The sequence below is a fragment of the Lysinibacillus composti genome (assembly GCF_016908465.1).
Taxonomy (GTDB): Bacteria; Bacillota; Bacilli; order Bacillales_A; family Planococcaceae; genus Ureibacillus; species Ureibacillus composti_A.
On sequence record NZ_JAFBDY010000001.1, the window covers coordinates 714,597 to 741,391 of the forward strand.

Below are 26,795 nucleotides of genomic sequence, written 5' to 3' on the forward strand. Positions count from 1 at the left end.
GGCGGCTCGTTCACACCCGACAAGCACTGGAGACAATACCGGTGAAGGCGCTTTTTGCCTTCGCTGGTATTGTCGAAGTGACCTCGAGGGTGTAGCCGCCGCAGCTAGACAATAAGAAAAGCGGAGGCGGCTCGTTCACACCCGACAAGCACTGGAGACAATACCGGTGAAGGCGCTTTTTGCCTTCGCTGGTATTGTCGAAGTGACCTCGAGGGTGTAGCCGCCGCAGCTAGACAATAAGAAAAGCGGAGGCGGCTCGTTCACACCCGACAAGCACTGGAGACAATACCGGTGAAGGCGCTTTTTGCCTTCGCTGGTATTGTCGAAGTGACCTCGAGGGTGTAGCCGCCGCAGCTAGACAATAAGAAAAGCGAAGCGCGTTCGTTTAGCTGCGACAAGCGCTGGAGCTACACCTGGTGAGGGCGCTTTTTGCCCTCGTCAGGAGTAGTGAAGCGACCTCGAGCGGCTAACGCGCGAAGCAAGACAATAAGAAAAGCGGAGAACGCCGGAGTTTGAAGCTGAACACTCTTAAAATTTTCGAAAATCTCTACTTTCTAACGTATTAAAAAGAGGCGCCTAATGTGTAGCGCCTCTTTTCTTATTTATATTGCAATCTTCTAAAACGAAGTGCCATTCTTAATTCATTTAATTGTTTTTCTTGATGTAATAAAGCTTTTTGTGCTTCTTCCAACGTCACTTCTTGGAAATGAATCGTATCGGTTGCTTGCATTTGTGCTAAAAATGGCAAATCTGTTGAAATGATCTGTCCAATTTTCGGATAACCGCCTGTCGTTTGGCGATCAGCCATTAAGATAATCGGTTGTCCATTAGAAGGTACTTGAATAGTTCCATACGTAACTCCTTCTGACAATAACTCAAACGGCGCTTTTAATTGAATTTCTTCACCTTCTAACCGATATCCCATTCGATCAGCTTGGGTCGTAATTTTGTATGGCATGGACAAGAAGTTTTTGATACTCTCCTCATCGAACCTCTCATATTCAGAGCCTCTAATGATCCGAATCGTTTTCGTTTTTTGAAGATTAACAAAGGATGTGTAATTGACAAACCAAGGAAAGTAAATAGATTCCGTTTGTAGCTGTTGAAAAAGTTCTTCACCTACAGCAGAACGCACTCCACATTCAAACACATCTTTTTTTTGTAACTTTCTCCCATGAAAGCCGCCAATGCCAGCTCGTAAGTAGGTGCTTTTGCTATTCATCACTTCTGGTACTTGAATGCCACCACTAAAGGATACATAAGCGCGACAGCCACTAACAGCAGCATGGAATTTTAAAACAGACCCTTTCTGAACTAGCAGTGGACGCCACATTGGCACTTCTTCTCCATCTAGAGTAGGTCTTAAATTGCCTCCTGTAATAGCAATCAATTCATCACTTTCAAATAAAAGAGTAGTCCCAAAAAGGGTAACTTCTAGTCCACCTTCATCATGTGAATTCCCTACAAGAATATTCGCTATTCGTAAAGAGATAGGGTCCATAGCACCGCCTACGATGACACCAAACTTTTGCACACCATATCTTCCTAAATCTTGAATGGTTGTCAGCATTCCTGGTTGAAGAACTTTTATGCCCATGTTGCCACCTCCAAGTGATGATTATATTCTTCCATCGTAATCGGATAAAATCGAATGCGATCGCCTGGTTGTAATAAGGTTGGAGGAGTTTGATTAGGTAAAAATAGACTTTGTGGTGTTCGTCCGATAATTTGCCATCCACCTGGCGTCTCTAAAGGATAAATTCCTGTTTGACTTCCCGCAATGCCGACAGATCCTGGTGGAATTGCTAATCGCGGAGTATCTTTTCTAGGCGTGGCAATTTGTTGATTCAAGCCACCCATAAAAGGAAAGCCAGGAGCAAAGCCCAGCATGAATACGAGATAGTCACCACTTGAATGTAGCTCAATCACTTCACTAGGTGTTAAACCGTGATATGATGCAACATATTCTAAGTCTGGTCCCATGTCACCTCCATAGACAACAGGGATTTTTACAATGCGTTCCTTTGTCGATTCAACCGAAACGGATTTGGTTAGTAATTCTAAAATGCAATTTTTTACAATCTCAAAGGGGATTTTATTGTCCTTTTTTCTATTAGAAAAGTAAACATCTACAGGATTGTAATAAATCGTCACACTATTATAGGCTGGAACTGTTTCTATTAATCCTTCGAATGGATGTGATTCTAAGAGATTCATTATTAGTTTTACTCTTTTATGTATTGCCTCATCTATTCCGTGCCCAACTTGAAGTACGAGTGCAGCGTCACCTAGAGGTCTGATCTGTACATCTTCTTTTAAAGTAAACATGAAAGCCACCTCCTGTTGTTTCGAAATTCGGTACATAAGTTTTAAAAAATGGATTATTAATATTATAAATTAACAATTTTCAAAAACAAGATGGTTTTAATTGAAAATAAAAAATATTATACAATTTTCTCAAAATTTTAAAATCTATCTTTTCGACAAAAATAATCTGTGCTACAATGTTTTTAAATTTAGAAACTTAAGTTCCGAAATGCGGTACTAGAGAGATGGTAGTTTAGGGGGTAAGAAAATGTTTCGAGTAGATATAAATTGTGATTTAGGGGAAAGTTTTGGCCGTTACCGTTTAGGGGAGCAAGAGGAAATCTTAAAATATGTTACCTCTGCCAATATAGCTTGTGGGTTTCACGCTGGGGATCCAACTGTTATGAGAGAAACCATTCAGCTTGCCATTCAAAATGGAGTAAAAATTGGAGCGCATCCAGGATTACCGGATTTAAATGGTTTTGGACGTAGAGAAATGAACATTACTCCGCAAGAAGCTTATGATATGGTCGTTTATCAAGTAGGGGCGTTACAAGGGTTTTTAACTACTTTTAATGAAACGATGCAACACGTAAAGCCACATGGAGCCCTTTATAATATGGCTGCTAAAAATCAAGGACTTGCGGAGGCCATTGCGCAAGCGGTTTATGATATTTCTCCGCAACTTGTGCTGTTTGGACTTGCTGGTAGTGAATTAACGAAAGCGGGAGAGAAGATAGGGCTTCCTACTGCACATGAAGTATTTGCTGACCGCACATATCAACAGGATGGTTCCTTAACATCGCGTAAACAGCCAGACGCATTAATTACCGATTCGCAACAAGCAGTACAGCAAGTTGTGAAAATGGTGAAGGAAGGCCGTGTGCTGTCTCAGCAGCAAATAGAAGTACCTTTACAGGCAGATTCAGTTTGTATTCATGGGGATGGAGCACATGCTGTTGAATTTGCAAAGTATATTCATGCAGTCTTAACAGAACAGCAAATTGCAGTTCGTTCAATTAGAGAGGGGTAAAACAAATGGGAGCTAGTAAAATCAATGAAGATGTAGTAAAAGCAGCTAAAAGCCAAAAAAGTCAATTCGTTAAGAAGACGACAAGTAAAAGTGTGTTGTTAGGGGCAGCATTCTTAATGGCAACCTCAGCGATTGGACCAGGATTTTTAACACAAACAACGGTATTTACGCAACAATTAGCAGCAAGCTTTGCATTTGTTATTTTAATTTCACTGCTTTTAGATATCGTTGCGCAACTGAATGTTTGGCGAATCATTGCAGTTTCTGGATTACGAGGTCAAGAAATTGCTAATAAAGTATTACCAGGCTTAGGTGTAGTACTTGCTGTTATGATCGTAATTGGAGGATTAGCCTTTAACATAGGGAACGTTGCAGGTGCAGGTCTCGGACTAAATGCCATGCTAGGATTAGATCCGATTGTTGGCGCAGTTATAAGTGCATTATTTGCAATCTTTATTTTCGTTATTAAAGAAGCCGGAAAAGCGATGGATAAAGTTGCGCAAGCTGCTGGTGGGGTCATGATTTTACTGATGATGTTTGTTGCAATTAAAACGTCACCACCTGTTGGGGATGCAATCGTTAACACATTTGCCCCTGAACAAATTAGTTGGTTTGCGATCGTAACATTAGTAGGAGGGACTGTTGGAGGATACATAACTTTCGCAGGTGGCCACCGTCTTTTAGATGCAGGTATTAAAGGGGTAGAGTATTTGCCAGAAGTAACAAAAAGCTCTGTCATGGGAATTGTTGTTACGGGTATCATGCGTATTGCATTGTTTTTAGCAGTACTTGGTGTAGTTACTCAAGGTTTAGCGATTGATCCAGCTAACCCACCAGCTTCTGTTTTCCAATTAGCTGCTGGGGATATTGGTTTCCGTATGTTTGGTGTCATCATGTGGGCTGCAGCTATTACGTCTGTTGTTGGGGCTGCCTATACATCTGTATCGTTTATTCGTTCATTCCATCCTTCTATCGAAAAGTATCACAATTGGATTATTATTGCCTTTATCGTAGTGTCAACAATTACATTTGTCTTTGTTGGTAAACCAGTAAACGTATTGCTTTTAGTGGGAGCATTAAATGCCTTAATTTTACCGGTAGCTTTAGGTACATTACTTGTTGCGGCATATAAAAAAGAAATTGTTGGGTCATATAAGCATCCACTTTGGTTAACGATTACTGGCGTTCTTGTTGTAATCATCATGAGTATTATGAGTGTGATTACGTTGATTCAACAACTGCCACAATTATTTGCCTAATGATAAATATGATTTGTACTTAAACTGGGAGGGAATTTGATGACAGTATATGGAACAATTGAACCAAATGAAATTCGTCAAATGATTCGAAAACAAGAAATAACTGGACCTACAGCGGGTATGTCAATTGGCTATACGCAAGCAAATTTAGCTATTTTAAAGAAAGAGCATGCATTCGATTTTCTACTATTTTGTCAGCGGAATCCAAAGCCATGTCCAATATTAGACGTGACTGAACCAGGATCGTTTATTCCTGCAAGAATTGCAAAAAGTGGAGATATTCGAAAAGACGTACCAAAATACCGCATTTATCGAGACGGCATTTTTACAGAAGAAGTGTTAGATATTACGGATTATTGGGAAGATGATATGGTCGCATTTTTAATCGGATGTAGTTTTACATTTGAAACGCCACTTCTTGAAGCAGATATTCCGATTCGCCATATTGAAGAAAATTGTAATGTTCCAATGTATAAAACAAATATCCCTTGCGAAAAAGCAGGTGTATTTGAAGGGCCAACTGTTGTAAGTATGCGTCCGATGACAGCAGAGGATGCCATTCGTGCGATTCAAATTACATCGCGTTTTCCAAACGTACACGGTGCGCCAATTCATATCGGCAATCCTGAACAAATCGGGATTACAGATATTTCAAAACCAGACTTCGGTGATGCTGTAACGATCAAGCCAGGAGAAATACCTGTATTTTGGGCATGTGGTGTAACACCTCAAGCCGTTGCAATGGAAAGCAAGCCATCCATTATGATTACCCATGCGCCTGGGCATATGTTAATTACAGATATTAAGGAAACTAGTTTGAGTGTACTTTAAGAGAAAGCTGATTGATTTAACTCGAACATCTTTACGTTCTAATCGATAAGTAGATCTAGCATTTAAACTCCGCAAATTATAATTTGTGGGGTTTTTATGTTTAATAGAGAAAGAGAAAAAACTGCAAAAAGAAAATAAAAACTAACTGTTCAAAAATCAGTCCTTCAGTTCGCACAGGTGGATTTGTGGTTTAAGTTTAAAAATATCATAATAAAAATTCCACTAAGCGTATAGAGGTGTTTCTAATTGCTTTACTACCATTTTAGATAGCCTAATAAGTAGGAGAATGAATCAACATTTTTGATTTATTCTCTTTTTTTTTATGCTAAATCGCTTGTTTTAAAGACTACTAAAGTTATAGGAAAACAACAATAATATTATCCTTTTAATAATAATTAACGATTTGAAAATATTAATATTTTGATTTAAAAAGAAGAAAATGTTAATAATGTGAAAGAATTATGACTATAAAAATAATTGTATACAATTTTGATAGTTTTGTGATATTATGAAGAAACTTAATTGAAATAATATTTTGATAATTTAGAAAGAGAGGTTTTAAGTTATGACACAGATGGTCGCAATCGTTATATTACTATTAATCTTATACATTGGTGATTTTGTTTCAATTCGAACGAAAGCGTGGGTTCCTTCCGTCTTCGTGTGTGCAGTATTATTCCTTTTTGGATTCTGGACTTTTTTTCCGACAGATATTGTCGCAATAGCAGGAGTTCCGAGTGTTGTCGCTACATTACTTATGTATCTATTAATTGTTAATATGGGTACTCTTCTTTCATTGAAAGAATTAATGGCTCAATGGAAGACAATTGTCATTGCTTTATCAGGGATTTTAGGGATCATTGTAATTCTATTTGGTATTGGGTCACTTATTTTTGATATGAATACAGTCATTGTTGCAATACCTCCATTAGTTGGGGGGCTTGTGTCAGCGTTAATTATGTCTGAAGGTGCTGCACAGGCAGGTCTAACTTCATTATCTGTTTTTGCGATTGTTATTTATGTGATGCAAGGATTCGCTGGATATCCAATTACATCAATTGTGTTAAAGCGTGAAGGAAAGCGTCTTTTACAACAGTACCGTAACGGTGAATTAGCTGTTAGTTCTAAAGCTCAAGTTCAAGAAGAAACGACTGATTCTAAAAAAGGGCTTAAAATCTTCCAAGTGCCCGAAAAGTATAATACGGAATACTTTAAATTCTTGAAAATCGCGATTGTAGGTTGCTTAGCGTACTTAACATCTGTAGCCTTAGCACCAGTGGTTGAAATTAATGGACTTGTTCTTTGTTTAGTATTTGGGGTTATTGCAAAAAGTATCGGTTTCTTAGAGACGCATGCTTTACAAAAAGCGAATGGATTTGGTTTTGCCATTATGGGATTAATGCTTTTCATATTCGATGGTTTAAAAAATGCAACGCCTAGTATGATGTTGGAGATTATTACACCACTTGTTGTTTGTATAATCTTAGGGGTCATCGGAATGTACATTTTCTCATTGGTTGCAGGGAAATTACTGAAAGTGAGCAAAAACTTAGCGTTTGCAGTGTCATTAACTGCATTATACGGTTTCCCAGCAGACTACGTAATTACAAACGAGGTTATTAAAGCTTTAACAACCGATGAAAAAGAACGAGCAGCATTAACAGAGCATATGTTACCGCCGATGCTAGTTGGGGGATTCATCTCCGTTACAATTGTTTCTGTTATTCTAGCTGGAATTTTCGTAACATTCTTATAACTAATTTTTCTCGGGCTATCTAATCGGATAAATGACTTTGTAGATTGTGAGATTCTATGGCAGATAGTCGATTTTAATAGAAAGTAGTGGAGGTTGATTCAAATGATCAATGAAAAAATAAAAGAAGGCATTCAACAATATAGCGATGAATTAACAGCCATTCGTCGAAAATTGCATAGTGAACCAGAATTATCATGGGAAGAATACGAAACAACTGCTTTTGTTTCATCCTATTTAAATGAATTAGGGATTGAACATCGTAAAACAGAGCCAACTGGGGTTATCGCTGAAATTAAAGGCGGCAAAGCAGGAGAAACGGTTGCGTTACGTGCCGATATGGACGCACTTCCAGTTGAAGAGCTAAACATAGACCTTCCTTATACATCCAAGGAAAAAGGAAAAATGCATGCATGTGGTCACGATGCACATACTGCAATGCTATTGATTGCATCAAAAGTACTAAATGAAATCAAGGATGAGCTACCAGGGAATGTTCGATTGATTTTCCAACCTGCAGAGGAAGCTGCGACGGGTGCAAAAGCAATGGTAGAACAAGGCGCGGTTGAAGGTGTGGACAATGTATTCGGTATTCACATTTGGTCACAAATGCCAACAAATAAAGTATCCTGTTACCCTGGTGCATCTTTCGCTTCCGCAGATATTTTTAAGGTAACGTTTAAAGGAAGAGGCGGTCATGGAGCAATGCCTCACGATACAATTGATGCCGCGGTCATCGCGTCTTCATTCGTCATGAACGTACAATCAGTCGTTTCAAGAACAATTGATCCACTGCAACCAGCAGTACTAACGGTTGGGAAAATGATCGTAGGTACACGCTTTAACGTCATCGCAGAAAATGCAGAAATCGAAGGGACAGTTCGATGTTTTGATGCTGCAACACGTAATCATATCGAAAAACAACTTCAAGTTTATGCGGAGAATGTGGCAAGTATATATGGAGCTACTGCAAATGTAGAATACATTCGTGGTACACAAGCTGTCATTAACGAAGAAGAAAGTGCAAAATTGGTTCAACAAGTAACAACAGAAGCTTTCGGTGAGGATGCAAATTACTATGAAAAACCAACAATGGGAGGAGAAGACTTCAGCTTCTATTTGGATGAAGTCCCAGGAAGTTTTGCACTCGTCGGCTCAGGTAACCCGGACAAAGACACAGAATGGGCCCACCACCACGGTAAATTCAACGTTGACGAAGATGCACTTGTAACTGGTGCTGAATTATACGCACAATATGCATGGGCTTATTTAAATAAGTAAGATTTTTGAAGAGATCAACCTTTTGGGGTGGTCTCTTTCTCTTGTTGCTTTGAAAAACATATGTAGTAAAATTTTAATAACTAATAGAATTGATATTTTTAAGAGTTTATGACCGTTATATATTGGAAATCCATTTAAGTACGAATTAAGGAGAGAAATAAATAATGATACATCCAAACGTAGTTGAGGCTGTAGAGGTAACTGAACTTTTTAAGTATATAAGTCGAACTCTTCTTAAAGTAGGGTTTGAATTAAGAAGTGAGGGGACTTATCAAACAAAGCAAGTCTTTATGGATGGGATAGAAAAGCCAATTGGTGCCATCCAATACGAAGGTAGCAAGGACTTTGAAAAGAAACCACCAAGCGTAGTAAATTTACGATTCAATCGATTAAACATTCCGGAATCGTGGAAAGAGCAATTAGAAAATGAATATCCTCCGTACAGCAAAATCCTTAAAACCGTTATTACTCATAAATTTACAAGTTTTGATGAAGAAACGCGAAAATACATATACGAGATGTGTGTAGCTTTGAGTAGATCTTAAACAATGAAACTTTTTTCAAAACAGGTATTCATCACGTTCAGTAAGTTAATACGAAATAGCGTATCTTGTTGAGTTATGTCGTTAATACTCGACGAATATAATAACTAAATAGTTAAATAGTGCTGTTTTATTTGCTCAATGCAGGATCTGAAAAATTATACAAAGGAGTGTAATTTTGTCGATCGTTAATCCTCAATATGCTTTTTTAGAGGCTGACTATGAAAATCCTAACTTATCGAAAGTGATACCTGAAGATCCTAGTCCCGGTATGACTCAGGTAAAACCGGAAGTTGAAAATAATCTAGAAGAGGTACCGAAAGATGATGCAGAACAAAGAAATGATGCAAAGTTAGCACTAAAAAACTCACTAATAACTGCATTTTTACAAGTAAATTGGAAGCTAGGAACACTCTTATGGATCCCAGCGGATATTTTTTGTATTGCGTACTTGGTGTTAGTAGAGATATTTTCATAACTTTTAATAAAAGACATCACTTGAAGGTTGATGTCTTTTTATTTTGGAATTATATGAAAGGGAATGTAGGCAGTGGGATCTTCAGTGAATGGGTAGGGAAGTTAAAGCAAGTAAGAAAAATATTTATTTGAATCACCTTATAAACAGTAGTTACAATATTTAACTTAAACTATACAAATTATTTACATTCTTAACAAAGCTAACAGATATAATGAAGAAAGGAGATAAGCGGTAATCTGTTAAACCTATTAACTTTAGTTAATGTGTTGTAACAAAATCTATATCCAAAGTTAAAATGAATCATAAAGCAGTTTTTCACATATGATGGTGAAGTAGTTGCGCATCTGAATCTCTATGGATTTATTTACTGCTATTCTATGAAACCTTTTATTAGTAAAATTAGTGTTGTACCTATAATCGTTTATAGAAGAAAGGATATTGAATGAATAACCAAAATTATATTATTAAACATCGTGAAATTGATCCACAGGCCATTCCAAACTTCTATGAGTATGGTTACGTCGTTAATCGTATTAAAGAGACTTTGTTTCAGGAATTTGGGTTTCAATTCAAGATGTATGCAGATGATGAAACAACAAATGAAATATGGGAAGTATTAGAGGAAGACATTCAGAATAACCAACATGAAGTGAATTTAATTTCCTATATTTACGATGGAATTGAAACTGCGACGATTTCATCGAATCACACGCAAGAGAAGTTAGAGTTAATTATTAAGCCTAGAATTAATAATGCTCTTTATTACTATCCAAACTTTAATGTTGCCTTAGCGCAGGTATCCGTATTCCAAAGTCATAGCGAATTAACTCATGATTTTCTATTAGCAAAAGATGATAGCTGTATGGTGGCTTTCCTAAAATATGTGTTAGAACGAAAAAGAGAGTATATTCAAAATCATGTGACTGTATTTACTGATACAGATGATGGGATCGATCGTAAAAAAGAAAAGATTACGACATTAGTGACGAGAGACGATGTATTCTTAGAGGAAAATCTGAAAAAGGAAATTTATCGTTCGATTGATGAATTTTTCTCAGAAGGCGGAAGTTTTTTTACTACTTATAATATTCCTTATAAAAGAGGAATTCTGTTATATGGAAAACCGGGTAATGGAAAAACAACACTTGTAAAATCTATTGCAGGTAGTATTTCGGCTCCGGTTGCTTATTGGCAAATCACAGAATATACGTCTAGTTATTCTATACACGAAGTATTTTCAACTGTTGCCAAAATGGCGCCAATGGTATTAGTCATTGAAGATATTGACTCAATGCCAGAAGACGTACGTTCGGTCTTTTTAAATACGCTTGATGGTGCAACTTCGAAAGAAGGAGTTTTCCTAATCGGGACTACGAACTATCCAGAAAAAATTGACCCTGCACTCATTAACCGTGCTGGTCGATTTGACAGAGCCTATGAAATAAAACTTCCAACAGAAGAATTACGCGAACAGTATTTGTTGAAAAAGGAAATCAATCAGTTTATTTCACTAGTAGATGTAGAAAAATTGGTGAAGGAAACACATGGCTTTTCCTTTGCGCAACTCAATGAATTATATACATCAATTGCTTTACAATGGCACTATGATCGAGAAGTTGATATCGATCAAATATGTACTCAGCTACAATCCGATAACAAAAATAATAAAAAACGAAATTGGGATTCTGAACTAGAATCGTATAGTGTCGGTTTCCGAGTTTAGTAGTTCAATTAAAGAAGGTACTTTCCTTTTAAGGGAAGTGCCTTTTTCATTCATCTTTTCTTGTTCAAACATTCGAAATATCATAGCTCTGTATACATATTTTCAATCATTCAACATATTCATAGACTAACTGCTATAAATTCCTAGTGAAAAGATATAATTTTCAGTAAATTTCATTTATACTAAATTTATATCCTAAATTATGTAATTGAGGAGGCAGTCTAATGTCGTTACAATTTGATCATATTGTTCATTACGTATTTGAACCGAAAGAAATGACAAAAGAATTAAGTGACGTAGGGATTCAAAATCGGTATGGTGGAGAACACGATAAAGGTGGGACTTTTAATACATTAAGTTATTTTGGCTTAAAGTATATTGAATATTTGGGAATAAAAGATGACCAATCGTTTGAAGAAAATATCCCTCATATTAAAAAATATAGCTTGTTATCTCATTTAGTGGATAGACGAGATCGGGAAGGTTTTATAACGATGGCTCTTCGTTCGCATAATCTTCTTGATTTGGCGAATAGTTTAAGAGAAAAGGGTGTATCGGCAAATGGTCCATTTCCATTAAGTCGTAAAACTCCTGAAGGAACGATCTTAAGTTGGGAACTATTGTATGCAGGTGAAGATGATCTTGAAATCCCACTGCCATTTTTTATCGATTGGGGAGTGTCGGATGAAGAACGTAGAAAAGACCTAAAAGAAACGGGTCTTATAACAAATCATTCAAAAGGCAATCTTGAAATCTCTACTGTTATTTTTGCTGTTCATTCTTTTGATCAATCCTTTGAAAAGTGGAAAACTTACTTGGCATTAGAGGAAATTGAAGCAGAAAGTAACCTTAATGAAGATGTAGAATGCCGTACGTTGGCACTTGGAGATACAAACCTACAATTTGTGAAACCTCTTGGAGAAGGCCGGATTCAATCATTCTTATTAAATCATGGTCCTGGCATTTATCAATTACAATTTAGCGGTGCAAATGAACAAGAAGAATTTGTGTTACATAATGCAAATTATAGATTTCTTTAAATTTCATTCAAATAATTTTGATTTTTAAAATTAGGAGGGAACATTTTGGAAAATACGCTTCTTAACACTCAAGAATTACTAAATGATTTAAAAGATGAAATCATCTCGAACCGTCGTTACTTACACCAACATCCTGAATTATCTTTTGAAGAAAAAGAAACATCAAGTTTTATAGAAACTAAACTAATAGAATATGGATTTGAACAAATCGAACATTATGGCAAATACGGATTAGTTGGACGATTAAAGGGAAACCTGCCTGGTCCGACTGTTGCGCTTCGGGCAGATTTTGATGCCCTTCCAATCCAAGACCAAAAAGATACACCCTATAAATCGAAAGTCGATGGCAAAATGCATGCTTGTGGACATGATGGACATACGGCTGCATTGTTAGGTGTAAGTAAGGTGCTAAAACAAGTGGAAGATCAACTTAAAGGTAATGTTCTTGTATTATTCCAACCAGCCGAAGAAAAACCTCCCGGCGGAGCGAAATTTATGATTGAAGATGGTGTATTGGATGAAGTCGATGTAATTTTTGGGGCACATTTAGATACGAGTAGTCCGGTTGGTACCGTTTCCGTTGGTAGTGGTTATCAAATGGCCGCAGCTGATCATTTTAAAATTGAAATCAAAGGTCAGGGTGGACATGGAGCATACCCACATCAAACTGTTGATAGTATTGTTATTGGAACAACAGTTGTAAATAGTTTACAACAAATTGTCAGCCGAAAAGTAAATCCTCAACAGGCAGCGGTCGTAACAGTTGGAACATTTCATGCGGGTCAAGCCTTTAATGTCATTCCAGATTCTGTTGTGATTGAAGGAACTGTGCGAACGTTTGAAGAAGATGTGCAAAATTTAGTAGAACAAGAGATTCATGCAATTTCAACGGGAATTGCTCAATCATTTGGTGCAGAGGCAACAGTAACTTACGAAAAGGGATATCCTTCTTTATATAATCATGTGAACGAAACAGAAATTGTTAGAGAAGCAGTGAGTGAAATATTTGGTGAAAATGTACGACCGATGAAATCAACAATGGGTGCTGAAGACTTTGCCTTTTATTTAAAGAAAACACCAGGGAGCTTCTTTAAAGTAGGGGCGCGTAATCAAGATCCAAAAACTCAATTTCCTCATCATCATCCTTCCTTTGATTTTGATGAAGAAGCGTTAATTAATACTGGTAAATCATTCCTTGCAATTTTGAATAAGTATGTATTTTAAATTGGAAGCGGACTCCAACAATTTAGGAGTCCGCTTTCTTTTATCTTTAAGCAATCGGGAACCAACCTGGTGTATTAACGATTGCGTTCCATAATGGGTCTGGTACGACTAGTTCTTCTTGCTTGTCCTTGTGGAGTTTCGTCATAATTTCATCTTTTTTACCTTCTGCTACTTTTTGAACCCAATCAGGATCGATAATAAGTTCTCTTCCTAATGCAATGAGTGCAACTCCTGAAGATAATGCTTTTTTCGCATCTTCAGCAGTATAAATTGATCCAACACCAATCAGAGGCACGCGATTATTAATTGCTTCAAGTATATAATCTATGCGCGTTTTTGATAAATCCTCTACACCTCTTCTTGGCAGGGAGAAGAATTCATTTAAAGACACATGTAAATATGTTAAGTCTTTGTCTGCTAAACGATCAACTAAAGCTAATGTTTCTTTCATTGTAATGCCAGGTGTCTCTGCTTCCTCTGGTGAAAAACGATACCCGACAATAAAGGAGGAGTCCGCATGCGTTTCAACTGCTTTTTTCACTTCATCCACAATCGCTAAAGGGAAGGTCATTCGTTTTTCTAAACTACCACCATAGCGATCTTCGCGACGATTAGAGTGAGGAGAAAAGAATTGTTGGAGCAAATATCCATTGGCACCATGGATTTCAACACCATCGAAGCCTGCTTCAATTGCGCGACGAGTTGTTTCACCGAAAGCATGAATAATCTCTTCTATTTCTGACTCAGTTAGGGCTCTTGGTATATTTGTTGAATTTGTTGCAGCTACTTCACTAGCACTTACAATCTCCCCGTTTGGCACGAGTTCTGTGGGACACATTCTTCCTCCATGGAAAATTTGAAGAATGGCCTTTGCACCTTGTTCTTTAATGGCTGTGGCTAATTGCTTTAAACTTGGAATCATTTCATCGCGGTCTCCAGCAAATTCACCATGAAACCCTTTTCCGTTCGGTGTAACGAAAGTGCATGCTGTAATGACCATGCTGACGCCTTTAGAGCGTCGTGCGTAATAGTTAACCTCATCCTCTGTGACAGTCCCATCAGGATTCGATGAAAAGTTCGTCATTGGAGCCATCAAGATACGATTCTTCAATTGAGTTCCATTCGGAAAAGTATATGGCGATAGTAAATCTTTATATGTGTCATTCATTCTTTTTCCTCCTTTGATAGCGTAAAATTCTTAAAACAACTCCGCTTTTATTATGTAATGAATAAACTGCATTTAAACGGTAAACACAGAGCTAGTCTCGGTTTGCTTTTCTTGATGTAAGCTTTAATTATAAATGAACAATATAAAAAGATCTCCTAAGAGACCTTTTAAAAAGAAGGATATTAATTCGGGGATTGAATGATAGAAGTGACTGAAAGGTGGAGCATTAAATCAATCGTTAATTTGATTGTTTTGGACTTCGATTTTCTTTAGAGCACGTTCGAAGTTTTGTTCTTGTGAGATTTCTTCACGACTTTTACTATTCTTTGGTTTTTTCATTTTTCTAAACGTTGTTTTGCCTTTCTTTGCCATGATGTTTCACCTCCGCACGGTTATTTTGTGCGGAAAGAAAAAAGAAATGCTCCGAATAATTTTTTTGTAATTGTGCAAAGATCAATTTTATTTCGTTCAACTAATTATTTCGCCCTCGCTAGTTGTCCGAATCGTCATTTACTAGATAAAGGAGGCAGATCAAATGAGTTCACAGCGTCGTTCAAGTAAAGATTGGCAGGATGGTAATCGAAACGATCGGTTTGACAATGATGTGATCATTGATCGCAATTCGCTTATTATTGAGCAAAACTTTTGTGTGAATGCGATTGTTGGGGGGGAACGAACGTTAATTATAGAAGAAGTACCGCATGAAGATGAATTATTAACAAGTGGTGAATCATCGATGTTTGAAGAGAAAATAGAAACAGCTAACGATGATGTAACCATTCGTCAAAGTTATACGTTGATTTATCGAGCACCCTCAGAACCCATTCGTGCTTCACTCCTCATGACCGTTATTGCAAAAAACCAGTCCGAAAACGATGTGTTAATTAGTATAGAAGATGCTGAAGGCGAGTTAGTGGAAGAGGTAATCCCAACCAAATCTGAACTCGCGTTAACCATTCAAAATGCAGTCTGTATAAGAGCATTAGCGCTATCTGCAAGCCGTGTACAGTTCTTCATTAGCGCTTTTTATCCAACTAGTCCTATGTAAGAAGGCACTTATCAATAGGTGCTTTTTTATTTTGAGTTCAATTTCAATAACTAAAATCATGAACTAAATTCGAAGTACATAAAGTAATAGGTAAAACTTTTGGGACAAACTTGAAGTCAAATCATTCAATATCTGAATGGAGTGAGTGTTATGAAAGAGGAACTAATCCGTTTATTTGATTATCACGTATGGGCGAATGAAAGAATTAAACAACATCTCAAGAATTTATCAGAAGATATTTTGCTTCAAAAAGTAAATAGTGTTTTTCCCACTATAGCTGAAACGATTGGTCATATCATTACGGCAGATGAAACATGGTACTTAAGAATGCAAGGGAAGGGCGACCATATAAAGTCTATTCAACCAAAGCGAATCTATTCTGTTGATGATATTGTTTTTGAATCAACAAGTTTATATGCAGAACTTCGCAAATTTCTTTTGGACGCTGATTTTGATGATCAAATCGTCTACCAAAACACAAAAGGCGAACAGTTTAATAATAGGATATCTGAAATAGTCCAACATATTGTGAATCATGGGACATACCACCGCGGAAATATTGCCGCGATGATTCGTCAGCAAGGGCATCGGGGTATTTCAACTGATTATATTCAATACATTCGAACACTGCAGAAGAATCAAATCTAAAAGTCTTGCTCTTGTCAATGCTTCCAATTTGATAAAAAGTGAAAACACCGCTCAGTACCCAAATGAACGGGGTTTTATTGCTATTAAATGAAAAACCCCGATCTTTTAACGATAAACTTAAGCCAATTAGAAAGTTTAACGAAACGCATTTCCTCTTCTATAAGTCACCGATTTATCTACATTGGTTATTCCCTAAATGTAAAACAACGCTTACTTCTTCTTTTGTTCATTTCTCAAAAACAGCCAAAATGAATTGGCGATTTCCCGTGCTTCTGCTTCATGTGGCGTGCCAAGAAACACTTTTGTTAATGACATTAGAATCGATTCTAATACAAATAATTTTAATTGAGGTTCTTTTAAAACCTGCAATAAATGATGAGCAATTTCGATGGCACTTTCAGGATCTGTCTCATTTAGCTTGTCTACCAAACCGGTTAATTGATTGATGAGTGTTTCTTTTGTCACCGTTCTATAGGCTAACTTCGTTTTCATCTTGTCAAAGATTTCACTTGTAATATTTAATTCATCGCTTTTTTTCATAAGTGGGAGAATGGCTTCGATATTACGAATCGACATTTTTACAATTTGTTCTGGTGAAGGAAATTTCCCGAGTACAATGACAATTGTGCGCATGGTCTGATGCATCATGCCCAATACTAATGTTGCGCATTCATAAGAGTAAGGTTCAATTTCATTACCGAAAACATCTGTTAGTCGTCTTGCAAGCCATACTGTTTCTTTTAAAAGATGGTGATTTAGTACTTCTTTTATTCCTTGATCTGGAACACTGGATAACGATTCGAATATTCTTAATAAATTTGTTTTTCGGTTAACATGAATAATTACACAGATCTGTTCGATCAGAATATCGACATTTGAAAGATCTTCATTTAGGCCTATTTCATATCGTCGATTCATTGTTTCTTCTCGAGTTTCTTCGAGAATGGCGATTAAACATTCACTTTTAGAGTTGAAATGATTGTAAAATGTTCCTTTTGAAATATTTGCAGCATCAATAATGTCCACGATTGACGTATCCATGAAACCCTTTTCAATAAATAGAGTCCTAGCTGCGCGAATGATTTGTCTCTTACGATTGTTCATTTCTTCACCTTTTGTTTTAAATTTTCTCACTTTTATACTCATAGTCTATTATAAAAACCTTTATTTATCAACGTTTATAAATTTGTTATTTATTTTGTTGATTAAATTAGACTCATGGTATAGAATGGTTAAGCAGTTGTGAAACGAACAAAAATGAAAAATAGAAAAGAGTGGAATTATATATATGGAAAGTCAATCTAATAAGCCTCCGTATTTAATGATTGTCATTTTATTCGTTGGGACATTTATTGCCTTTTTAAATAACACATTATTAAATGTGGCATTACCAACGATCATGGTCGATTTTGATGTGTCTTATTCATTAGTACAATGGTTATCAACAGGCTACATGCTAGTAAGTGGTGTTTTAATACCAGCTTCAGCGTTCTTTATCACAAGATTTAAAACAAAACCTTTATTTATCATTGCGATGTCTATTTTCGCGATCGGTACAATACTTGCGGCAATTTCACCGAATTTTGGTGTGTTACTTGCAGGTCGTATGATTCAAGCAGTGGGATCTTCAGTAATGGCCCCATTATTAATGAACACAATGTTAATTAGTTTCCCAGTTGAAAAACGTGGGGCAGCAATGGGTGTATTTGGTTTAGTTATGATTGCAGCGCCAGCAATAGGCCCAACACTATCTGGATTTTTAGTGGAACATTATGATTGGCATATCTTATTTGAAATGATCGTTCCATTTACAATTATTAGTTTAGTTCTAAGTATTTGGAAGTTGGAAAACGTATTACCAAACCGTCCAGTGACGTTAGATGTTTTCTCTATCGTTCTTTCAACAATCGGTTTTGGCGGTTTATTATATGGATTTAGTATTTCAGGCGATAAAGGCTGGAGTAATCCGTGGGTATATGGCACAGTGATCATCGGTGCTATTGGAATAGCTTCCTTTATTATCCGTCAATTAAAAATTAAAGATCCACTTTTAGATCTTGAAGTATATAAACATCCAATGTTCGCGCTAGGTTCAGTTATTTCCGCAGTGCTATCCATGGCATTGACTGCAGGGATGATTTTAACACCAGCATATGTACAAAGTGTTCGAGGAATTGAACCATTTGACGCTGGGTTAATGATGTTACCAGGTGCACTAGTAATGGCATTTATGTCACCAATTACTGGGAAATTATTCGATAAATTTGGACCACGTATATTAGCGGCGATTGGATTAATCATTACAACAATCGCAACATATTACTTATCTAAATTAAATTTAGAAACAAGTACAACGGTGATTGTTGTCATTTATACTGTACGTATGTTTGGTATCTCTATGGTTATGATGCCGATTATGACAAATGGTTTGAATCAATTACCTGCTCGTTTAAACCCACATGGTACAGCTACTAACAATACGGTTCAACAAGTGGCAGGTTCGATTGGTACTGCAATCCTAGTATCTATTATGAACACACGTGCCACATCAACAGGAGAAGATTTAGCTGCACAAGCCGCAGCAAACCAAACAACACCGATGGGCGAAGAACAAATCGCAGCCCTACAAGCACAAATTGGTCAACAAGCACTTTTAGACGGTATTCAATTCTCATTCCTTGTTGCAACAGGAATCACATTACTTGCGTTTGTATTATCATTATTCTTAAAACGTGTTAAGGTAGAGAAAGTAATGAATCAACAGCCTGAAGCTACTATGAAAGTGGAAAAAAACGTTAATCAAAAACCTAAAACTATATAATAAAAATAATTATTGGCTATTCTGCTTAGTAAAGAACTAAGTAGGATAGCTTTATTTTTTGGCCGAAATCTTGGGCAATCAAAATAAAAGTACACAGTATTATTTAAAGGGTTTCAATACTATGATAAAGTTACATCAATAAATGTTAGAAAGGGGATTTCAATATGAATTCGAAACAAAACATGGAGATTGTAATAGATGGGGAGGGATGTGCAAACTAATCTCTGCATAAAACCTCCCGTAAGATCGAACTGAACTTTAGGAGGCAATTAAATTGAATTTAATCGATATGAAAAATCTAGGACTTACAGAAGATTTACTTCAGGAGTCTACTCTATATAAAAACCTAACAATTGGAAGAATTTCATCCCAATATAAAAATTCTTATAAAGTAATAACAGAAAAAGGTGAGCTGACGGCCACGATTTCAGGAAAGTTCCATCATTCGGTTAGTGGAGCATCTGAGTATCCGGCAGTTGGAGATTTTGTAATGGTTACTCACACGGAAAATGTTCATGAAAAAGTGATAATTCATCAGATTCTCACAAGAAAAAGTGTCTTTGCACGAAAATCTGCAGGCACTACAGCTGATACCCAAGTCGTCGCCACGAACATTGACACCATCTTCATTTGCATGTCGCTCAATAACGATTTTAATCTACGTCGACTTGAACGCTATCTTTCCATAGCCTGGGACAGTGGGGCGATCCCAGTTATTGTGTTAACGAAATCAGATTTATGTAATGAAATCCAGGGAAGGCTAAATGACATTTCTTCTATAGCATTAGGTGTTGATGTACTCGTTACATCGAGTATTTCCAATGATGGATTTCAATCATTAAAGGACTATTTGAAAGAAGGAAAAACAGTTGCATTTATAGGATCATCAGGTGTTGGAAAATCTTCATTGATTAATCGACTTGCAGGCCAAGACATATTCGAAACGAATGCTATTCGAAATGACGATAAAGGCCGACACACGACAACGAGACGTGAGTTAATTCCGTTGCCGAATTTAGGTGTTGTGATCGATACACCCGGAATGCGTGAGTTAGGCATTATTAGTGCCGATTTATCAAAGTCCTTTGCTGATATTGCGGAGCTTGCAACGCGGTGCAGATTTAATGACTGCACCCATAAAAGTGAGCCAAACTGTGCAGTGCAAAAAGCCATTCAGGATGGTGGTTTGTCACTAGAGCGGTTAGAGAGCTATCGAAAACTTAGTAAGGAAACAAAGTATGATGGTTTGAATTCCAAAATGATCGAAAAAGAAAAAATTAATGAAATGTTTCAGGGCATGGGTGGCATGAAACAAGCACGAAAATTCATTAAAGAGCAAAACAAGAAAAAGCATAGATACTAATGTTTACGTGAAACCGGTTCAATTTGGAGCCGGTTTCTTTGTTATGGTGAACCGATGATCGGGAGTTAGAGTTTATCTTAAGCGTGATAATATATTTATTTTAAATTTATGAAGGTAAATTGTTTTCATAAAAAAAGAATTCATTCTGAACAATAAAATTCAAAATGAATTCTTATAAAAATACTAAAAATTAAATGTTTTTAGAAGAAAAATAGGGGAGCAAGAACGACGCCTGCAATGAAACCAATAGCGATTCCGACTCCAAATCTGTCTCTTCTAAAGTAGCCTACACCGTAGCCGCCGCAATCTCCATCGGGCATAATCCAAACCATATCTCTTTCAATTCTTGTGATATGTCCCACATGTTTTCTACCATTTCGGTCAGTAATGCAAACTCTTTTTCCTTTAAAGCGGCAACATAAATCATACACTTCTCCGTGATTCATTTTCACACACCTCCTTTTTTTTATTCTAAATAATATATGTAACGTAAATTGATAGACACGAGTTAATAGTCTAAGGCATATGCTATGAAAAAGGAGAAATTATATGGCTGTCATAAATACACAACAGCTACTAAATACAATTAGTATATTGTCGGATCAGCAGTCAGATAGAAAAGTAGAAGACATTCAGCGTGACATAATCTGTACTCCGTTGAAGGCTTTCTTTCCGAACGTTTCACAAGAACAAATATATTACGAACTGTTAGGGAACGGTTTGTTTGGTGCTACTGAAATAATAGATGTAAAGCAGTTGGTAAAAGAACTAGAAGAGAAAAAAATATGGGAAATTGTAGAGGTAGAATATGAACGACTAAGATTATTATGGAATGGTCCCGAAGTGCCAATCTATATTTATCCATTAACCAAATATAGACCCATTTTAGAGGGCATCGAAGTAAATAAGAATGGCGTTACCTACAATGGTGTTTTATTTCTTTTTGTTACACCAGAATTAGTAGAAACGGAGTTAAAAGCTTTATTAGCACATGAATATCATCATATTTGTCGGCTGGCTTTTTTAAACAAATCGCCTAAGGAAATGTTGTTACTAGATTCGCTCATCATTGAGGGGATGGCGGAAAGCGCGGTAGAGGAATTATATGGTGAACAATGGCTGTCGCCTTGGACGAAGCGATATCCTTTTGAAGAATCGATGACAATTTGGAGAAAGCATTTTGTGCCGGTATTAAATCAGAAGGGAGTGAAAAATCACCGTAGTTTTTTATTTGGGGAAGGGACCAAAGAATTACCTGATTGGATTGGCTACTGTATTGGGTACAAGATCGTTCAATCGTTTTTAAAAAAACGTGGACCTATAGAGCAACACATTTTATACAAAACCCTGGCACATAAAATCGTGGAAAAATCTGATTTTAAAATTTAGAAAATCATGATTGTCCGTGGGCGAATATAAATATAGAACGATCAATAGAGCTGAATTCATTTTAGCTCTTTTTTGGTGTTAATTAGTTTAACGAAAAAATACGACACAAAATTGGTTTTACCGCATCCTTTTTAGGAAAGGGTATATGGGAGAATACAAAACGAAAGGGGAAGGATTATGCTACATTATACAAGAAAAGGGAATGGTCAAACGTTAGTGTTGGTGCACGGATTTTTAGGTGCCAAGGAAATTTTTAATGAGGTAATCGAAGAATTGACCGCTCAATTTGATGTCATTGCAGTCGACTTGCCAGGTCACGGACAAAGTCAGCTCGAAAAAGACAGTTATTCGGTATATGATTATGCGAAAGCTGTAACGAAAGTATTAGAGCATGAAGGAGTAAAAGAAGCAATATGGCTTGGGCATTCAATGGGTGGCTATATAACATTAGCCGCTCTTGAAAAGAAGATGTTCCCAATCAAAAAAGTGATACTAGCTTATTCTTCTGATTTGGCGGATAGTGATGAACAAAAAGAGAAGCGAACAAAACAACAACAACAAATACCGGAAATCGGGGTAAATGGGTTCGTTGATGAAATCATTGAAGCCTTTTTCGGACAAAATGCCACAAAAGAGATGGTAGATATTGCACGAAGAATCGGATATCGTGCAACTGAAAAGGGACTCATTGCCGCACTCGATACCATGAAAACTAGACCAAACCAACATCAACTTGTTGAACAGACAAACACAGCCATTCTAGTTCTTGAAGGGGCAGAAGATAAAATAGTAAAACCTATTATAGTTCAGAACCCTACAGTCAATAAAATCGTTACAAGCACTGGCCACTTTGGTATGTTAGAAGATCCACAAAGTTTCATTAAGGCAGTGCAAGAATTTATAGATTAAAGAAAAGAGGTTGGGACATGACCCAACTTAAAAGTGAAGAGCCATGAAAAATGTACGTTCGGTATAATTTTCATGGCTTTTATGATTGATTCAAGTCAATGACCGTTATTCTCTGCAACTGCAGATGCTTTCCGTGAGGCCACAAGTCTTCTCGCTTCGCTTCGAACATCTTGAAGTTTTTCATAATAAAGCTTCTTTGTATCAATCTTTAAAAAATAATCTCCAGTATAATCTCTTAACCGTGTTTAGTAAACCGATTAGCGTAGCTACTTGCAACAAACGAATCAGGTTTAATTTTCGCCTTTAAACCGAGCGAGTTCATACGTGATATCATTTCCTGGACAAAAATGCGGGTTTTATTCTTTTTACCAGAGCCAATGTCAATATGGCCTTCAACTGCAAAGTTCGCCCCCTTATAAATGTTCGGCAAAATTATATTAATCAATTGCTCTCGTTTCTCATCTGTAAACAATGAAACAATTTCTTCAGTTAACGTAGTTTCATACGAGATCCGCTCATGTAAATTCGTCATCCTTCTCGGAATGACAACTCTTCGAAAGCAAGCCCAAACTCCTTTACGTTCCTGCTGAATGACAATGCCTGTGATAAATATCGTTTCTCTACTATAAACTTGGGAATCTGTACCAAACATTAATTTAAAACTTCCGGTGGGGTCCTTCATAATAAACTGCTTAATATTCTGAAATACTTCATCAAACGACATATTTTTGTGACTTAAATTCTGAAAGGTATCTGTAAAATCAAAACCGTTATTCATAAATTCCACCTTTCTTTTATAAGTGGATGATTTATTACAGTTTATTCAAGCACTGGACCGGATACCCAAACATTTTGAGGAGATTTCTGAAAATTTTCTACTGTTACTACGGAAAAGCTTGATATAACCGAACCGATTGTCCAAAATGAATAGAACCTTATTTTCGAATAATATAGTGGTTGTCTATCCTTAGGATACTAAGACCGATTAGTAGTCAGCCAACTGAAAAAAGGTCTTCATACCACTGATGAAGACCGATTTAGTAATGAGCTAAATGGAAATAGGTCTTCATGTGCTGGATGAAGACTGAATATGTAGTGATCAGAATGAAAAAAGGTTTTCATAACCCGGATGAAGACCGATTAAGTAGTGAGCCAAATGGAAAAAGGTCTTCATGTGCTGGATGAAGACCAATTAAGTAGTGAGCCAATTGAAAAAGGGTCTTCATGTGCTGGATGAAGACCGAATATGTAGTGATCCGAATGAAAAAAGTCTTCATCCTAAGATTCTTACTTAATCATTGTAAGCCTTTCAATTCATCCTATAAAACCCTCCAAAATTAAAAAAAGATCTCTTCGAAAGAGATCTTCTAGAGGAAGTGGGATAAAAAAGGAATGATATGAAACGTGTTTTCTTTCCAATCATTCATTCGCATATTTGGATCTTCCAACTCAAAAGTTTGTTCTTCAGAGACTTCCTCTCGATTGGTCAATCGCTTATTTTCATTTTCTACATCTTGCTTCTCACTTTCTTCCAAGTATCATCAACTCCTTACTATTATTCTGTTCAATATCTTGAATCTAATGTGTTTATTTTCAGAGTGATGTTAAGTAAATGCCTATTAGTACTTCAACTTTGATAAAATTGTCGTATTTTTAAAGTTTATTAGGCGTTTTGGTTGATAACAATTCATCACAACTCCACCAATTTGTTCATCTTTTCTATTGAAGAAAGGATTTACCTTTTTCCTGCAGAATAAAACCAGAAGTTTGAAAATTCTGTCATCGATGGAGGCGAAAGGTATGAAGAAAAATCTGATGAACGTCTTTTTTGCGTGGGTGTTGGTTTTAAGTCTATTTGGATTTAACCACATCGCACAAGCACAAGAAACGGACACGATCACGTTAAGCGATTCCATTTCCACAATCGTTCAAGATAAGCTAACTGGAGCGGACGTAAGTATTACAGTGCGAGACCCGATTACGGGGGAAGTGGTTTATGATTACAATGGAGGAGCGCCAATCAAACCTGCATCCAATATGAAACTGTTAACGACCTCAGCAGCATTAGAGATGCTTGGACAGGATTACCGTTTTAGAACAAGCCTTTATACGACGGGGAAACTTTCGAATGGAGTGTTAAAAGGGGATGTATATTTACAAGGGCAAGGAGATCCGACTCTATCTATTGAAGATTTACAACAATTTGCAGCCAAGTTAAAGGCGAAAGGAATCAACAAAATCGACGGTCGAATTGTTGGCGACGATCAGTGGTTTGACCAGGACCTATTAACTCCTGGAATTTGGGCCGATGATGAATCTTATTATTATGCTGCGCCGATTTCAGCTTTAACAACCTCTCCAAACGCAGACTATGATTCGGGTACATTAATTGTTGATGTAAATGCAACTGAAATGGGAGAAAAACCTACCTTTAACGTAACTCCACATATTGGTGATTTAGAGGTAATCAATGAAGCAGTGACAGTCGAAAAGGGGCAAAGCGATACCATAACAATTGAACGAACATATCAAACGAACCAGGTAGTTATTAGTGGAAATATTCCTGTTGGAGGAACAAAAAGAGAGTGGGTCACTGTAAAACATCCAACTACCCATACATTAACAATGTTCCAGTCTGTACTTACTGAAGCTGGAATCAAGGTAACAAAGGATAAAGTGTTCCAAGCTGCTACACCAAATAGCGCCCAACTGATTACATCAAAGGAATCGATGACACTAGAAGAACTGCTTATTCCATATATGAAGTTAAGTAATAATGGGCATGCGGACATTTTAGTGAAAACACTTGGAAAAGAGTTCAAACACCATGGTAGTACGAATGCTGGGTTAAAAGTATTGAAAGAATATGGAGAGTCAATTGGCTTAAATATGGCAGATTGGCAATTTGAAGACGGTTCTGGAATGTCCCATGATAACAGCGTACCAAGTCTTGTAGTAAGTGAGTTGTTACTTAAAGTACAAGATGAACCTTGGTTTGATGAATTCTTTACGAGCCTTCCAGTAGCTGCAAATGGTGAGCGAATGGTAGGGGGAACGTTAAGAAATCGTTTAAATGACCCACTAACTGCTGGTAAAGTACATGCAAAAACCGGTTCTTTAACAGGAGTTAGTACATTAAGTGGCTATGTCCAAGCAAGTAGTGGACAATGGTACATTTTCAGTGTATTGGTCCAAAATAAATTAGGGGCGGTTACCGCAATCGATGAAATTGTAAAATCCATAGCAACAGAATTGTAGAACGATAATTAGTTGAAGATCTCGTCAATCACGAATTGGTTGACGAGATCTTTTTTAAAATAATGAATAGAACAGCGTAACAATACTCCGATCATACTCTACCGCCAACGCAATGAAATAATTAAGCCGCAACAATTTGAATTCGCTTCTTTTGGTGTGAATTCTAATCGTAAGCCATCAGGATTGTAAGTAACTTTTACTTCAGATTTAACGTCAATTGAACTAATTAAACGGTCGACTTCACGCTTATCAGAACGTTGAGCTTCACTCATAATTTGCTCACCAAATTCTTTTGATGAAGCTAATTAATTTAGTACTTTGCTGGCATCTTCCATAAGTTTTTTCGTATGATTTGCGGATTCATACAAAAGATCAGGATCAACAGGCGGATATTGATATTCATTTGCCGGTTGATTTGTTGGTTGATTCGACCGTTGAACAATAGGTTGGTCCATTTGATGATTTCTCTGATAATTCTCTTGATACAAAAGGCTAGGATTCACAAAGTGCATCTGAGCGACAGGGTAATGATTTGTATATACATAAGGGAGCTGAGGGAAAATAGGGTGAAATAAGTAATACAATAGGTGTCCTCCTCGAAAAAGTCATACTATTCCTAGATGTATGTAAGTGGCTTGAACTATAAATAGGTAGATGTCATGTTATTTTCGTCATTTCCAAAAATGGAACAACTTCATAGTGGTAACTAATTTTCACGGA

26 protein-coding genes and 1 pseudogene are annotated in these 26,795 nt (G+C 36.8%); 17 read left to right on the forward strand and 10 right to left on the reverse strand.

What is annotated here, in order from left to right:
• Positions 1-598: 598 nt before the first annotated feature.
• Both JOD29_RS03520 and pxpB read right to left on the reverse strand, forming a co-directional pair.
• Positions 599-1,597 carry a 5-oxoprolinase subunit C family protein gene (locus JOD29_RS03520; RefSeq protein ID WP_124766575.1) on the reverse strand — a complete coding sequence of 333 codons (999 nt, stop codon included), beginning with the start codon at positions 1,595-1,597 and terminating at the stop codon, positions 599-601.
• Complete coding sequence (gene pxpB / locus JOD29_RS03525; protein ID WP_124766574.1) at positions 1,588-2,328, reverse strand: 5-oxoprolinase subunit PxpB; 741 nt, start codon at positions 2,326-2,328, stop codon at positions 1,588-1,590. Before pxpB ends, JOD29_RS03520 begins: the two co-directional genes overlap by 10 nt.
• Positions 2,329-2,575: 247 nt before the next feature.
• Between pxpB and JOD29_RS03530 the strand changes: the two genes are divergently transcribed.
• The 10 genes from JOD29_RS03530 (at position 2,576) to JOD29_RS03575 (ending at position 13,471) form a co-directional block, all read left to right on the forward strand.
• Positions 2,576-3,340 (forward strand): LamB/YcsF family protein, encoded by a 765-nt coding sequence (locus JOD29_RS03530; protein WP_124766573.1) that lies wholly within the window; start codon positions 2,576-2,578, stop codon positions 3,338-3,340.
• Positions 3,341-3,456: 116 nt separating this feature from the next.
• Positions 3,457-4,599, forward strand: coding sequence for an NRAMP family divalent metal transporter (locus JOD29_RS03535; RefSeq protein ID WP_420844539.1), 1,143 nt, complete (start codon positions 3,457-3,459; stop codon positions 4,597-4,599).
• A gap of 39 nt (positions 4,600-4,638) precedes the next feature.
• Entirely contained in the window at positions 4,639-5,430 is a 792-nt protein-coding gene (locus tag JOD29_RS03540) for a putative hydro-lyase (RefSeq protein WP_124766571.1), read from the forward strand.
• 565 nt (positions 5,431-5,995) lie between these two features.
• A complete protein-coding gene (locus tag JOD29_RS03545; RefSeq protein ID WP_124766570.1) occupies positions 5,996-7,186 on the forward strand; it encodes a hypothetical protein in 1,191 nt (396 codons plus the stop codon).
• 102 nt (positions 7,187-7,288) lie between these two features.
• Positions 7,289-8,464 (forward strand): amidohydrolase, encoded by a 1,176-nt coding sequence (locus tag JOD29_RS03550; protein ID WP_124766569.1) that lies wholly within the window; start codon positions 7,289-7,291, stop codon positions 8,462-8,464.
• Positions 8,465-8,628: 164 nt separating this feature from the next.
• Complete coding sequence (locus tag JOD29_RS03555) at positions 8,629-9,009, forward strand: hypothetical protein (protein WP_124766568.1); 381 nt, start codon at positions 8,629-8,631, stop codon at positions 9,007-9,009.
• A gap of 175 nt (positions 9,010-9,184) precedes the next feature.
• A complete protein-coding gene (locus JOD29_RS03560; protein ID WP_124766567.1) occupies positions 9,185-9,484 on the forward strand; it encodes a hypothetical protein in 300 nt (99 codons plus the stop codon).
• A 442-nt stretch (positions 9,485-9,926) separates the two neighbouring features.
• Positions 9,927-11,207 carry an AAA family ATPase gene (locus tag JOD29_RS03565; RefSeq protein ID WP_124766566.1) on the forward strand — a complete coding sequence of 427 codons (1,281 nt, stop codon included), beginning with the start codon at positions 9,927-9,929 and terminating at the stop codon, positions 11,205-11,207.
• Between the two features lie 224 nt (positions 11,208-11,431).
• Positions 11,432-12,247, forward strand: coding sequence for a VOC family protein (locus tag JOD29_RS03570; RefSeq protein WP_124766565.1), 816 nt, complete (start codon positions 11,432-11,434; stop codon positions 12,245-12,247).
• 45 nt (positions 12,248-12,292) lie between these two features.
• A complete protein-coding gene (locus JOD29_RS03575) occupies positions 12,293-13,471 on the forward strand; it encodes a M20 metallopeptidase family protein (RefSeq protein ID WP_124766564.1) in 1,179 nt (392 codons plus the stop codon).
• Between the two features lie 46 nt (positions 13,472-13,517).
• Here the strand turns inward: JOD29_RS03575 and JOD29_RS03580 are convergent, their stop codons facing one another.
• Together JOD29_RS03580 and JOD29_RS03585 are read right to left on the reverse strand one after the other, a co-directional pair.
• Positions 13,518-14,639 carry an NADH-dependent flavin oxidoreductase gene (locus JOD29_RS03580; protein ID WP_124766563.1) on the reverse strand — a complete coding sequence of 374 codons (1,122 nt, stop codon included), beginning with the start codon at positions 14,637-14,639 and terminating at the stop codon, positions 13,518-13,520.
• 231 nt (positions 14,640-14,870) lie between these two features.
• Positions 14,871-15,011 (reverse strand): hypothetical protein, encoded by a 141-nt coding sequence (locus tag JOD29_RS03585; RefSeq protein ID WP_158610599.1) that lies wholly within the window; start codon positions 15,009-15,011, stop codon positions 14,871-14,873.
• A 163-nt stretch (positions 15,012-15,174) separates the two neighbouring features.
• On the opposite strand from JOD29_RS03585, the gene JOD29_RS03590 reads away from it, so the two are divergent.
• Complete coding sequence (locus JOD29_RS03590; RefSeq protein ID WP_124766562.1) at positions 15,175-15,687, forward strand: hypothetical protein; 513 nt, start codon at positions 15,175-15,177, stop codon at positions 15,685-15,687.
• Between the two features lie 150 nt (positions 15,688-15,837).
• Complete coding sequence (locus tag JOD29_RS03595; RefSeq protein WP_124766561.1) at positions 15,838-16,335, forward strand: DinB family protein; 498 nt, start codon at positions 15,838-15,840, stop codon at positions 16,333-16,335.
• A gap of 210 nt (positions 16,336-16,545) precedes the next feature.
• Here JOD29_RS03595 and JOD29_RS03600 read toward each other — a convergent pair whose 3' ends face one another.
• Positions 16,546-17,469, reverse strand: coding sequence for a TetR/AcrR family transcriptional regulator (locus JOD29_RS03600; protein ID WP_158610598.1), 924 nt, complete (start codon positions 17,467-17,469; stop codon positions 16,546-16,548).
• Positions 17,470-17,623: 154 nt separating this feature from the next.
• On the opposite strand from JOD29_RS03600, the gene JOD29_RS03605 reads away from it, so the two are divergent.
• Positions 17,624-19,156 carry a DHA2 family efflux MFS transporter permease subunit gene (locus JOD29_RS03605; RefSeq protein WP_124766559.1) on the forward strand — a complete coding sequence of 511 codons (1,533 nt, stop codon included), beginning with the start codon at positions 17,624-17,626 and terminating at the stop codon, positions 19,154-19,156.
• Positions 19,157-19,430: 274 nt separating this feature from the next.
• The gene (gene rsgA / locus JOD29_RS03610) at positions 19,431-20,519 is read left to right on the forward strand and encodes a ribosome small subunit-dependent GTPase A (RefSeq protein ID WP_124766558.1); all 1,089 of its coding nucleotides are present in this window, start codon (positions 19,431-19,433) and stop codon (positions 20,517-20,519) included.
• A 200-nt stretch (positions 20,520-20,719) separates the two neighbouring features.
• On the opposite strand, the gene JOD29_RS03615 is transcribed toward rsgA, so the two are convergent.
• A complete protein-coding gene (locus JOD29_RS03615) occupies positions 20,720-20,965 on the reverse strand; it encodes a hypothetical protein (RefSeq protein WP_124766557.1) in 246 nt (81 codons plus the stop codon).
• A gap of 103 nt (positions 20,966-21,068) precedes the next feature.
• Here JOD29_RS03615 and JOD29_RS03620 point away from each other — a divergent pair, with 103 nt between their 5' ends.
• Together JOD29_RS03620 and JOD29_RS03625 are read left to right on the forward strand one after the other, a co-directional pair.
• Positions 21,069-21,908: a DUF2268 domain-containing putative Zn-dependent protease gene (locus JOD29_RS03620; RefSeq protein WP_124766556.1), complete on the forward strand. Its 840-nt coding sequence runs from the start codon at positions 21,069-21,071 to the stop codon at positions 21,906-21,908.
• Between the two features lie 177 nt (positions 21,909-22,085).
• Positions 22,086-22,817, forward strand: a complete 732-nt coding sequence (locus tag JOD29_RS03625; RefSeq protein WP_124766555.1) for an alpha/beta fold hydrolase — start codon at positions 22,086-22,088, stop codon at positions 22,815-22,817.
• A gap of 235 nt (positions 22,818-23,052) precedes the next feature.
• On the opposite strand, the gene JOD29_RS03630 is transcribed toward JOD29_RS03625, so the two are convergent.
• Positions 23,053-23,595 (reverse strand): ribonuclease H-like YkuK family protein, encoded by a 543-nt coding sequence (locus JOD29_RS03630; protein WP_124766554.1) that lies wholly within the window; start codon positions 23,593-23,595, stop codon positions 23,053-23,055.
• A 589-nt stretch (positions 23,596-24,184) separates the two neighbouring features.
• The gene (locus tag JOD29_RS03635; RefSeq protein WP_158610597.1) at positions 24,185-24,352 is read right to left on the reverse strand and encodes a hypothetical protein; all 168 of its coding nucleotides are present in this window, start codon (positions 24,350-24,352) and stop codon (positions 24,185-24,187) included.
• 265 nt (positions 24,353-24,617) lie between these two features.
• Between JOD29_RS03635 and dacB the strand changes: the two genes are divergently transcribed.
• A complete protein-coding gene (gene dacB, locus JOD29_RS03640; RefSeq protein ID WP_158610596.1) occupies positions 24,618-26,075 on the forward strand; it encodes a D-alanyl-D-alanine carboxypeptidase/D-alanyl-D-alanine endopeptidase in 1,458 nt (485 codons plus the stop codon).
• 98 nt (positions 26,076-26,173) lie between these two features.
• Here dacB and JOD29_RS03645 read toward each other — a convergent pair.
• Together JOD29_RS03645 and JOD29_RS03650 are read right to left on the reverse strand one after the other, a co-directional pair.
• Positions 26,174-26,368, reverse strand: a pseudogene (locus JOD29_RS03645) (YuzC family spore coat inner layer protein); the annotation flags it as partial.
• 12 nt (positions 26,369-26,380) lie between these two features.
• Positions 26,381-26,530, reverse strand: coding sequence for a hypothetical protein (locus tag JOD29_RS03650; RefSeq protein ID WP_205101622.1), 150 nt, complete (start codon positions 26,528-26,530; stop codon positions 26,381-26,383).
• Between the last annotated feature and the right edge of the window lie 265 nt (positions 26,531-26,795).

What these genes read in the sequence shown, in the direction of transcription:
- dacB (WP_158610596.1), top strand. Translation starts at nt 24,618, where the DNA reads ATGAAGAAAAATCTGATGAACGTCTTTTTTGCGTGGGTGTTGGTTTTA.
- JOD29_RS03580 (WP_124766563.1), bottom strand. Translation starts at nt 14,639, where the DNA reads ATGAATGACACATATAAAGATTTACTATCGCCATATACTTTTCCGAAT.
- JOD29_RS03615 (WP_124766557.1), bottom strand. Translation starts at nt 20,965, where the DNA reads ATGAATCACGGAGAAGTGTATGATTTATGTTGCCGCTTTAAAGGAAAA.
- JOD29_RS03550 (WP_124766569.1), top strand. Translation starts at nt 7,289, where the DNA reads ATGATCAATGAAAAAATAAAAGAAGGCATTCAACAATATAGCGATGAA.
- JOD29_RS03520 (WP_124766575.1), bottom strand. Translation starts at nt 1,597, where the DNA reads ATGGGCATAAAAGTTCTTCAACCAGGAATGCTGACAACCATTCAAGAT.
- JOD29_RS03565 (WP_124766566.1), top strand. Translation starts at nt 9,927, where the DNA reads ATGAATAACCAAAATTATATTATTAAACATCGTGAAATTGATCCACAG.
- JOD29_RS03545 (WP_124766570.1), top strand. Translation starts at nt 5,996, where the DNA reads ATGACACAGATGGTCGCAATCGTTATATTACTATTAATCTTATACATT.
- JOD29_RS03540 (WP_124766571.1), top strand. Translation starts at nt 4,639, where the DNA reads ATGACAGTATATGGAACAATTGAACCAAATGAAATTCGTCAAATGATT.
- pxpB (WP_124766574.1), bottom strand. Translation starts at nt 2,328, where the DNA reads ATGTTTACTTTAAAAGAAGATGTACAGATCAGACCTCTAGGTGACGCT.
- JOD29_RS03605 (WP_124766559.1), top strand. Translation starts at nt 17,624, where the DNA reads ATGGAAAGTCAATCTAATAAGCCTCCGTATTTAATGATTGTCATTTTA.
- JOD29_RS03555 (WP_124766568.1), top strand. Translation starts at nt 8,629, where the DNA reads ATGATACATCCAAACGTAGTTGAGGCTGTAGAGGTAACTGAACTTTTT.
- JOD29_RS03595 (WP_124766561.1), top strand. Translation starts at nt 15,838, where the DNA reads ATGAAAGAGGAACTAATCCGTTTATTTGATTATCACGTATGGGCGAAT.
- JOD29_RS03630 (WP_124766554.1), bottom strand. Translation starts at nt 23,595, where the DNA reads ATGAATAACGGTTTTGATTTTACAGATACCTTTCAGAATTTAAGTCAC.
- JOD29_RS03625 (WP_124766555.1), top strand. Translation starts at nt 22,086, where the DNA reads ATGCTACATTATACAAGAAAAGGGAATGGTCAAACGTTAGTGTTGGTG.
- JOD29_RS03620 (WP_124766556.1), top strand. Translation starts at nt 21,069, where the DNA reads ATGGCTGTCATAAATACACAACAGCTACTAAATACAATTAGTATATTG.
- JOD29_RS03650 (WP_205101622.1), bottom strand. Translation starts at nt 26,530, where the DNA reads ATGGACCAACCTATTGTTCAACGGTCGAATCAACCAACAAATCAACCG.
- JOD29_RS03535 (WP_420844539.1), top strand. Translation starts at nt 3,457, where the DNA reads ATGGCAACCTCAGCGATTGGACCAGGATTTTTAACACAAACAACGGTA.
- JOD29_RS03585 (WP_158610599.1), bottom strand. Translation starts at nt 15,011, where the DNA reads ATGGCAAAGAAAGGCAAAACAACGTTTAGAAAAATGAAAAAACCAAAG.
- JOD29_RS03570 (WP_124766565.1), top strand. Translation starts at nt 11,432, where the DNA reads ATGTCGTTACAATTTGATCATATTGTTCATTACGTATTTGAACCGAAA.
- JOD29_RS03590 (WP_124766562.1), top strand. Translation starts at nt 15,175, where the DNA reads ATGAGTTCACAGCGTCGTTCAAGTAAAGATTGGCAGGATGGTAATCGA.
- JOD29_RS03530 (WP_124766573.1), top strand. Translation starts at nt 2,576, where the DNA reads ATGTTTCGAGTAGATATAAATTGTGATTTAGGGGAAAGTTTTGGCCGT.